At 70.7% G+C, this 8,961-nt stretch carries 7 protein-coding genes and 1 pseudogene; 4 read left to right on the forward strand and 4 right to left on the reverse strand.

Annotated features, from left to right (window positions below):
- Positions 1 to 202, reverse strand: a 202-nt coding sequence (locus G6022_RS10320) for a DUF5319 family protein (protein WP_187701329.1), incomplete at its 3' end; no start/stop codon positions are given.
- Between the two features lie 135 nt (positions 203 to 337).
- Here G6022_RS10320 and guaB point away from each other — a divergent pair.
- From guaB to G6022_RS10335, 3 genes are all read left to right on the forward strand, one after another.
- Positions 338 to 1,873: an IMP dehydrogenase gene (guaB, locus tag G6022_RS10325; RefSeq protein ID WP_182609355.1), complete on the forward strand. Its 1,536-nt coding sequence runs from the start codon at positions 338 to 340 to the stop codon at positions 1,871 to 1,873.
- A 6-nt stretch (positions 1,874 to 1,879) separates the two neighbouring features.
- Complete coding sequence (locus tag G6022_RS10330) at positions 1,880 to 3,019, forward strand: GuaB3 family IMP dehydrogenase-related protein (RefSeq protein WP_179524693.1); 1,140 nt, start codon at positions 1,880 to 1,882, stop codon at positions 3,017 to 3,019.
- Positions 3,020 to 3,107: 88 nt separating this feature from the next.
- Positions 3,108 to 4,895 (forward strand): GMC family oxidoreductase, encoded by a 1,788-nt coding sequence (locus tag G6022_RS10335; protein ID WP_182617170.1) that lies wholly within the window; start codon positions 3,108 to 3,110, stop codon positions 4,893 to 4,895.
- On the opposite strand, the gene G6022_RS10340 is transcribed toward G6022_RS10335, so the two are convergent.
- The 3 genes and pseudogenes from G6022_RS10340 to G6022_RS17045 form a co-directional block, all read right to left on the reverse strand.
- Positions 4,867 to 6,276, reverse strand: coding sequence for a wax ester/triacylglycerol synthase family O-acyltransferase (locus G6022_RS10340; protein WP_241731147.1), 1,410 nt, complete (start codon positions 6,274 to 6,276; stop codon positions 4,867 to 4,869). The two genes, G6022_RS10335 and G6022_RS10340, sit on opposite strands and share 29 nt — an antisense overlap.
- Before the next feature lie 12 nt (positions 6,277 to 6,288).
- Positions 6,289 to 7,428 carry a WS/DGAT domain-containing protein gene (locus G6022_RS17040; RefSeq protein ID WP_347237795.1) on the reverse strand — a complete coding sequence of 380 codons (1,140 nt, stop codon included), beginning with the start codon at positions 7,426 to 7,428 and terminating at the stop codon, positions 6,289 to 6,291.
- 65 nt (positions 7,429 to 7,493) lie between these two features.
- Positions 7,494 to 7,820, reverse strand: a pseudogene (locus G6022_RS17045) (wax ester/triacylglycerol synthase domain-containing protein); the annotation flags it as partial.
- 156 nt (positions 7,821 to 7,976) lie between these two features.
- Here G6022_RS17045 and guaA point away from each other — a divergent pair.
- A partial coding sequence (gene guaA, locus G6022_RS10350) for a glutamine-hydrolyzing GMP synthase (protein ID WP_347238168.1) occupies positions 7,977 to 8,961 on the forward strand: 985 nt, incomplete at its 3' end.

The raw sequence follows: 8,961 nt of genomic DNA on the forward strand, positions 1-8,961 counted from the left end.
CCTCGCACTGCACGGCCACCCCCTTGACGCCGGTGGGGGCCAGGAGTTCGCGGAACTCCGCGAGATCGGCGAGGTCCTCCTCGATCGCACGGCGTTCCTCCGCGTCGAGCGGCCCGGAGGGGATGCCGTCGTCCACGGGGTCGAGCCCGGCCAGTTCCGAGGTCGGATCGTCCGGATCGCCGGCGAACGGGTCGGGCGGCATTCCGTGCCGTAGGGGATCGTTCACGCTCCCACCGTACCCGTGGGCACCACCTGGCGGGGCCGACGGTTCGAACCCGGGACCCCGGACGCACTATCCTCGGACTCCAGACCCAGACGACCCCCAGGAGGACGGCAGATGAGCGAGTCGCGAGGCCCCGTGCGCACCGGCGGCGACGATCCCACCAAGGTCGCCATGGTGGGCCTGACCTTCGACGACGTGCTGCTGCTCCCGGCCGCCTCCGAGGTGGTCCCCAGTGAGGTCGACACGAGCACCCGGCTCACCCGGGACATCACGTTGCGGGTGCCGCTCGTATCGTCCGCGATGGACACCGTCACCGAGGCCCGGATGGCCATCTCCATGGCCCGCCAGGGCGGGATCGGGGTGCTGCACCGCAACCTCTCCGTGGCCGACCAGGCGGCCCAGGTGGACACGGTCAAGCGGTCGGAGGCGGGCATGGTCACCGACCCGGTCACCTGTGCTCCCGCCAACACCCTCGCCGAGGTCGACGAGATGTGCGCCCGTTACCGGATCTCCGGCCTGCCGGTGACCGACGAGCGGGGCGAACTCGTGGGCATCATCACCAACCGGGACATGCGTTTCGAGGTGGACAAGTCGCGTCGGGTCGACGAGGTCATGACCCGCGCACCGCTCGTCGTCGCGCGGGAGGGTGTCACGGCGGAGGCCGCCCTCGGACTCCTGCGACGCCACAAGATCGAGAAGCTGCCGATCGTGGACGGCGACGGTCGCCTCACCGGGCTCATCACGGTCAAGGACTTCGTGAAGACCGAGAAGCACCCGGACGCCACCAAGGACTCCGACGGTCGACTGCGCGTGGCCGCGGCGATCGGGACCGGCGAGGACGCCTGGCAGCGCGCCGGGACCCTCACCGACGCCGGTGTGGACGTCCTCGTCGTCGACACCGCCCACGCCCACAACCGCAACGCACTCGAGATGGTCGCCCGCGTCAAGCGTGAGCTCGGCGACCGCGTCCAGGTGATCGGCGGCAACCTCGCCACCCGCGGCGCGGCCCAGGCCATGATCGATGCGGGCGCGGACGCGATCAAGGTCGGCATCGGTCCCGGCTCCATCTGCACCACCCGCGTCGTCGCGGGGGTGGGGGCCCCGCAGATCACCGCGATCCTCGAGGCCTCCGTGGCGGCCCACGCCGCGGGCGTCCCCGTGATCGCCGACGGCGGAATGCAGTACTCGGGGGACGTGGCCAAGGCGATCGCGGCCGGGGCGTCGGCGTGCATGTTCGGTTCGCTGCTCGCGGGCTGCACGGAGTCGCCCGGGGAGCTGATCTTCGTGGACGGCAAGCAGTACAAGGTCTACCGGGGGATGGGGTCGGTCGGCGCGATGCGCGGCCGGGGCAAGCCGGGGCAGGAGAAGTCGTTCTCCAAGGACCGCTACTTCCAGGACGACGTGCTGTCCGAGGAGAAGCTCGTCCCCGAGGGTATCGAGGGACGGGTGCCGTACCGCGGCGACGTCGCGCAGGTCCTGCACCAGCTCACCGGTGGACTGCGCGCGGGGATGGGGTACACGGGATCGGCCACGATCCCGGACATGAACCGCGCCCAGTTCGTCCAGATCACGGCGGCGGGGCTTAAGGAGAGCCACCCCCACGCGATCCAGATGACCGTCGAGGCCCCCAACTACAACGTCAAGGACTGAGGGCGCGTGCGCAACGTCGTGGAGATCGGAATGGGCCGTGAGGCCCGACGGATGTACGGGCTCGGCGAGGTGGACATCGTCCCCTCCCGACGCACCCGCAGCTCCAAGGAGGTGTCGACGGCCTGGCAGATCGACGCCTATCAGATGGACCTGCCCGTGATGACCCACCCGACCGACGCGGTGGTCTCACCCGAGTCGGCGGTGGAGTTCTCGAGGCTCGGTGGCCTGGCCGTCCTCAACGGAGAGGGCCTGTGGGCGCGCCACCAGGATCCGGAGGCCGCGATCGCCGAGCTGCGCGAGCTCGCTCTCGAGGACGTGACCGGCCACCGGGCCGTGGCGCGTCTCCAGGAGCTGCACCGCGCCCCGATCGACCGCGAGCTGCTCGCGGCGGCGGTCCGGCGGATCCGGGACGAGGGCGGCACGGTCGCGGTCCGGGTGTCCCCCCAGCACGCGCGCGACCTCACGCCCGGTCTGGTCGCGGCCGGGATCGACCTGCTCGTCGTCCAGGGCACCATCATCTCCGCCGAACACGTGAGCGGCGAGGACGAGCCGCTGAACCTCAAGGACTTCATCCACGAGCTCGACGTGCCGGTGATCGCCGGCGGCGTGGTGGACTACAAGACCGCCCTGCATCTCATGCGCACGGGTGCGGCCGGTGTGATCGTGGGTTACGGCGGCGTCGAGGGGGTCACCACCACGGGTTCCGTGCTCGGGATGGAGGTCCACATGGCCACCGCGATCGCCGACGCGGCGGCCGCGCGACGCGACTACCTGGACGAGACGGGGGGCCGGTACGTGCACGTACTGGCCGACGGCGACATCTACACCTCGGGTGACATCGCCCGTGCGGTGGCGTGTGGCGCCGACGCCGTGGTGTTGGGTCCGTTGCTGGCCGGGTCGTTGGAGTCCCCGGGGCGGGGTGTGTACTGGGACGCCGTGTCCGCCCATCCCAAGGTCCCCCGTGGACACGTGGCGGAGATCGACGACGAGACGGCCCTGGCGCCCCTGGCAGAGGTCCTGGAGGGGCCGACGAGCGTCCCGGACGGAACCCGGAACCTCATGGGTGGCCTCCGTCGCGCGATGGCCAAGTGCGGGTACTCGGACGTCAAGGGATTCCAGAAGGTGGACCTGTCCGTCCGCCCCTGACGCGGTGGACAAAACGGGAGCTACTGTCGGGTAGGTTCTTGGTGCTCGGGTACTGTGACCTACACCTCGACCACCAGGGAGCCCCACCATGACGACATCGACGCCGTCGCCCTCGACCACCGCCTCCACCGGGAGTCCCGACACGGACGTCCTCGTCGTCGGGTCCGGATTCGGCGGAAGCGTCACCGCTCTGCGCCTGTCGGAGAAGGGGTACCGCGTCACGGTCGTCGAGGCCGGCCGACGGTTCGAGGACTCGGACTTCCCCAAGACCTCGTGGCGGCTCAACCGGTACGTCTGGGCGCCCAAGCTGAAGTTGTTCGGTCTCCAGCGCGTGCATCTGCTGCGCGATGTGATGGTCATGGCGGGGGCGGGCGTCGGCGGTGGCTCACTCAATTACGCCAACACCCTCTACAAGCCCAACTCCCCGTTCTTCAGGGACCGGCAGTGGGGCCACATCACCGACTGGGAGGACGAGCTCACCCCGTTCTACGATCAGGGGCGCCGGATGCTCGGTGTGGTCACCAACCCCACCCATACCCATTCCGACGACGTCATGAAGGCCGTCGCACGGGACATGGGCGCCGAGGACACCTTCGTCTACACGCCGGTCGGGGTGTTCTTCGGGGAGAAGACCGGGGGAGAGGGCAAGCCCGGCGAGACCGTCCGCGACCCGTACTTCGGGGGTGTGGGGCCGGATCGGACCGCCTGTATCGAGTGCGGCGAGTGCATGACCGGCTGCCGGCACGGGGCCAAGAACACCCTGCTCAAGAACTACCTCGGCCTGGCCGAGCGGGCCGGGGCCCGGGTTCTCGACCGCACGACCGTCAGTGGCGTGCACGAGCGTGCCGACGGCACGTGGGAGGTGACGCTCGAGCGCACCGGAGCCTGGACCAGATGGGGTAAGCGCACCACCACGGTCACCGCCTCGCACGTCGTGATGGCCGCCGGAACCTGGGGCACCCAGCATCTGTTGCACTACGCCAAGGACGACGGCTCGCTGCCCCGGCTCTCGCCGGCGCTCGGGAAGCTCACCCGCACCAACTCCGAATCGATCCTCGGGGCGATGCGCCCCAATTACCTGCCGGAACAGGATTTCTCGGAGGGCGTGGCGATCACGTCGTCGTTCCATCCCCGGCCGGACACCCACATCGAGCCCGTCCGCTACGGCAAGGGCTCCAACGCCATCGCGATCCTGCAGACCCTTCTCACGGACGGGGACGGGCCGCTCCCGCGGTGGCGCACCCTGGTGAACGAGATCCGGCGCAAGCCGAGCATGTTCCTGCAGCTGTTCTACCTGCGGCGGTGGAGCCAGCGGTCGGTGATCACCCTGGTCATGCAGAACCTCGACAACTCCCTGGAGACCTCGGTCAAGCGTCGCGGGCCGTTCCGGTACGTCACCAGCAAGCAGGGCCACGGCGAGCCCAACCCGACCTGGATCCCCGCGGGCAACGAGGCCACCCGGCGGATCGCCGAGAACATCGGCGGACTGGCCGGCGGGACGTGGGGCGAGATCGCCAACATGCCGATGACCGCGCACTTCCTCGGCGGATGTGCGATCTCCGATTCGCCGGACAGTGGCGTCGTGGACCCCTACCACCGGGTGTGGAACTACCCGACGATGCACATCGTGGACGGGTCCGCGATCTCCGCGAACCTCGGGGTGAACCCCGCGCTGAGCATCACCGCGCAGGCCGAGCGGGCCATGTCGCTGTGGCCCAACAAGGGTGAGGCCGACCCCCGGCCCGCACAGGGCGAGCCCTACGAGCGCGTGACCCCGGTGGCGCCCGTGTCGCCGATCGTCCCGGAGGCGGCGCCCGGCGCGCTGCATCTGCCGATCGTCGGTGTCTCTAGCGGGGGTGCTCCCGCTCGCGCGTGAGCTCGAGCAGTTCCTCGAGCCCGGCCCCGATCCCACGGGCGATCACGTCCGGGTCGGGCACGAGGTGCTCGCACGAGATCACTCCCAGGTCGAGGTGGCCGTCGATCGACACGCTGGTCACCGACAACCCCGCACCGTGGAGCAGCGGGCCGAAGGGGTGCATGTGGGTGATCCGTGCGCCGAGGAAGTAGAGCGGCTTCCGGGGCCCGGGCACGTTGGAGATGATCAGGTTGTAGATCACCGGGTGGACGTCGGCGAGTCTGAGCGCCTCGTACACCCGCATGCCCATGTCGAGGAGGCCGCGGGGGCTCATCCGGCCCCAGTTGTCCAGCAGGGCCGGTCGGATACTCCCGGCCTGCTCCTTGGCGGTCGCCGACGCGTCGACTATCCGGTGGAACCGCTCGACGGGATCGGGCACATCCGTCGCGAGGGACGCGAACATCGCCGAGACCTGGTTCGCGCCGCCGGTCGTCAGATCCGCGCGGGTGGACATGGGGACGATCGCGACCATCGACGCGTCCGGGGCGTCGCCGTGCTCCTCGAGGTAGGACCGGACCGCGCCGCCGACCACGGTGAGCAGGACGTCGTTGACCGTGCCGCCCAGGCGCGTGGTGACCTCCTTGACGGCCCGCAGGTCGAGCGTCACCGTGGCCACCGCGCGGTGCGGGGTCAGGGAGCGGTTGAACAGGGTCCGCGGCGCGGTGAAGGGGGCGGGCATGGACCGTCCGCCGTCCTCCCGGCCCCGGGCCCGCTTCATCGCCCCCGGTACGGAGAGCGTCTCGGGCAGGAGGCGGAGGAGCGCCAGGGGTCGGCCGATCAGATCCCGCGCGCCCCCGGCGATGAGTTGGACGGTGTTGGCGCGGCCGACGTGGGTCCGGACCAGTGCGGGATCCTGGATGGGCGTGGAGGCGTCCGTGGCCGCGAGGGTGGCGAGCAGTTCGGCACCCAGCATGCCGTCGATGAGCGCGTGGTGGACCCGGCAGAACGCGGTGACGGTGGGGGCGGCCGGGTCGCCGCGCTCGATGATCCACACCTGCCACAGCGGGTGGGAGCGGTCCAGTGGTGTCGAGGCGAGTCGCCCGCACGTGGCCAGTAGCTCGTCCTCGCCGCCGTCCGGATCGAGCCGGATCCGGTGGACGTGACGGGTGATGTCGAAGTCGAAGTCCTCCACCCACGCCGGGTGTCCCAGGTTCAGGCGGGAGTCGTGGATCCTGCGCCGGAACGGCGGGATGGCCTTGACCCGCCGGGCGAGCCCGGACCGGAGGCGCTCGAAGGAGTACCCCTCGTCGATGGTGGAGACGTCGAGGTGCACCACCCCGTTGATCACCATCATCTGCTCGTCGGTCTCGAGGTACAGGAAGCTGGCGTCGAGGCCGCTCATCCGTTCCACGGGTCACCCCTCCTCGGTCGTCGTGGACCCCGGCGGGGTCGAGACCGTCGCCCCGGCGTCCCCCGCCCCGGCCGCCGTCTCCCGGGTCAGTTCGAGCAGGCGGTCCATCGATTCCCGCAGCCCGGTGGCGATGAGTCCGGGGTCGGGCACGAGGTGCTCGCACGCGTTGATCCCCACGTCGAGCCGATCGCCGAGGGACATCGCCGTCACGGACAGCCCGGAACCGTGCATCAGCGGGCCCAGCGGGTACATGTGGGTCACCCGCGCGCCGAGGAAGTCCGGTGTCTTTCGGGGGCCGGGGAAGTTGGAGACGCTGAGGTTGTGCACCACCGGGTGCAGGTCGGCGAGGTGGAGGTCCCCGTACAGGCGCATCACCAGCGACAGGGCGCCGGACGGCGCCAGCGTGGCCACGTCCTGGATGAGGCCCGGGCGCATCCCACCCCGGGCCCGCCTCTTGCCCCGCCGGGTCCGCCGGGCCACCGCCCGCAGCCGCTCGAGCGGGTCCTGGATGTCGGTCCCCAGCGACGCGAACAGCACGGTCACCCGGTTGTTGCCCTGGGTCCCCTCGTCCCCGCGAGTCGACACGGGCACGACCGCCACGAGTGGCTTCTCGGGGAGGTCGTCGTGGAATCGCAGGTACCGACGTAGTCCGCCGCCCACCACGGTCAGGAACACGTCGTTGACCGTCACCCCGAAGGCGTTCTTGACCTCCTTCATCTCCGTCAGGTCGAGCGAGGTGCCCCGGACCGCCCGGTGCGGGGTGATCGTCGCGTTGAACCGGGTCCTCGGGGCGGTGAACGGCGCGGCGCCGGGGATCGGGGTGGTCTGCGCCGCGTCACCACCGTCCTCCACCGCCTCCGCCGCGTTCCCGCCGGACCTCCTCGTGGCCGTGGCCCTGCGCAGTCTCCACGGCAGCATCGCGGCCTCCGGGACGAGCCGGGCGAGGGTGAGTGGTCGGCGCACGGAGAAGTCCCACAGGCCGCCTGCGACCAGTCCGATCGGATTGGCCCCACCGGCGTGGACCCGCACCGGGTCGAGATCACGGGCGGACGGGGTGGTCCCGGCCCCGCCGAGCTTCCGCAGGACCGCCGCGGCGCTGGTCCCGTCGAGCAGCGCGTGGTGGGCGCGGAAGAACACGGCCACCGTGTCCGGGTCGCCAGGCCCTCGAGGACCCACATCTCCCACAGCGGCCTCGACCGGTCGAGCGGGCGACTGCTGAGGCGGCCGCACATCTCGAACACGGCGTCGTCGTCACCGGGCGGCTCCACGTCGACGCGTCGGACGTGCCGCGTCACGTCGAGGTCGTATTCCTCGACCCATGCCGGATGCCAGAGGTTCAACACGGAGTCGTAGATCTTGCGGCGGAACGCGGGGATCTCCTTGACCCGACGGGCGAGTTCCGTCCGGAGTCGCTCGAAGCTGTACGCGGACCCCTGGTCGGAGACGTCCACCACGAGGATCCCGCCCACGACGAGCATCTGCTGCGCCGTCTCCAGGTACAGCAGGCTCGCGTCGAAGCCGGTCATCCTCTCCATCGGTGCCCTCCCGGTCGATGGTCACGGCCGAGGACGACCCCGGTCGTGATGTGATCCATTGTGAACACCCCGGGGGCGGAAGTGGCCGAGTTCGGCGGAGTGGCCACGGGGCCTAGACTCTGGTCCGTGGCCGAGAACGCACAGACCGACTCCCAGATCACCGCCGGATCCACAGGAGCCCCCGCCCCGCCCCGGCCGGTGCTCGTCGTGGACTTCGGCGCCCAGTACGCGCAGCTCATCGCGCGACGGGTGCGCGAGGCGCGGATCTACTCCGAGGTGATCCCGCACACCGCGACGGTAGAGGAGATCAGGGACAAGGACCCGGTGGCGCTGATCCTGTCCGGGGGGCCGGCCAGCGTCTACGCCGACGGTGCCCCCGCGCTCGACCCGGCCGTGCTCGAACTCGGGTTGCCGGTCTTCGGCATCTGTTACGGCTTCCAGTCCATGGCGGGTGCGTTGGGGGGCGAGGTCGCGCACACCGGCAACCGCGAGTACGGGCGCACCGAGGTGGGCGTGTCCGGCGGGGTGCTGCACGCGGGACTGCCCGCGACCCACCCGGTGTGGATGAGTCACGGCGACGCGGTCACGTCGGCGCCCGAGGGGTTCACGGTGACCGCCTCGTCCGCCGGTGCCCCGGTCGCGGCGTTCGAGTGTGTCGATCGACGGATGGCCGGCGTCCAGTACCACCCCGAGGTGCTGCACTCGCCCCACGGGCAGCAGGTGCTCACCCGGTTCCTCACCGAGATCGCGGGCCTGGAGCCCACGTGGACCGCGTCCAACATCGCGGAGCAGCTCGTGGAGGCCGTCCGCGAGCAGATCGGCGAGGGTCGCGCGATCTGCGGTCTGTCCGGCGGCGTGGACTCCGCCGTGGCGGCCGCGCTGGTCCAGCGGGCGATCGGAGACCGGCTGACCTGCGTGTTCGTTGACCACGGGCTGCTGCGCGCGGGCGAGCGGGAGCAGGTGGAGAACGACTTCGTGGCCGCCACCGGAGCCCGCCTCATCACGCTCGACGACTCGGAGATCTACCTGGGCCACCTCGCCGGGGTCAGCGACCCCGAGACCAAGCGCAAGATCATCGGCCGCGAGTTCATCCGGTCGTTCGAGCGGGCCGTGACCCAGGCCCTCGAACTCGAGGATTCCG

Source organism: Dietzia sp. Cai40, assembly GCF_014145165.1.
In the GTDB taxonomy this organism is placed as follows: Bacteria; Actinomycetota; Actinomycetes; order Mycobacteriales; family Mycobacteriaceae; genus Dietzia; species Dietzia natronolimnaea.

Excerpts from the sequence above, each read along its gene's own strand:
- guaB (WP_182609355.1), top strand. The coding sequence starts at position 338 with ATGAGCGAGTCGCGAGGCCCCGTGCGCACCGGCGGCGACGATCCCACC.
- G6022_RS10340 (WP_241731147.1), bottom strand. The coding sequence starts at position 6,276 with ATGAGCGGCCTCGACGCCAGCTTCCTGTACCTCGAGACCGACGAGCAG.
- G6022_RS10335 (WP_182617170.1), top strand. The coding sequence starts at position 3,108 with ATGACGACATCGACGCCGTCGCCCTCGACCACCGCCTCCACCGGGAGT.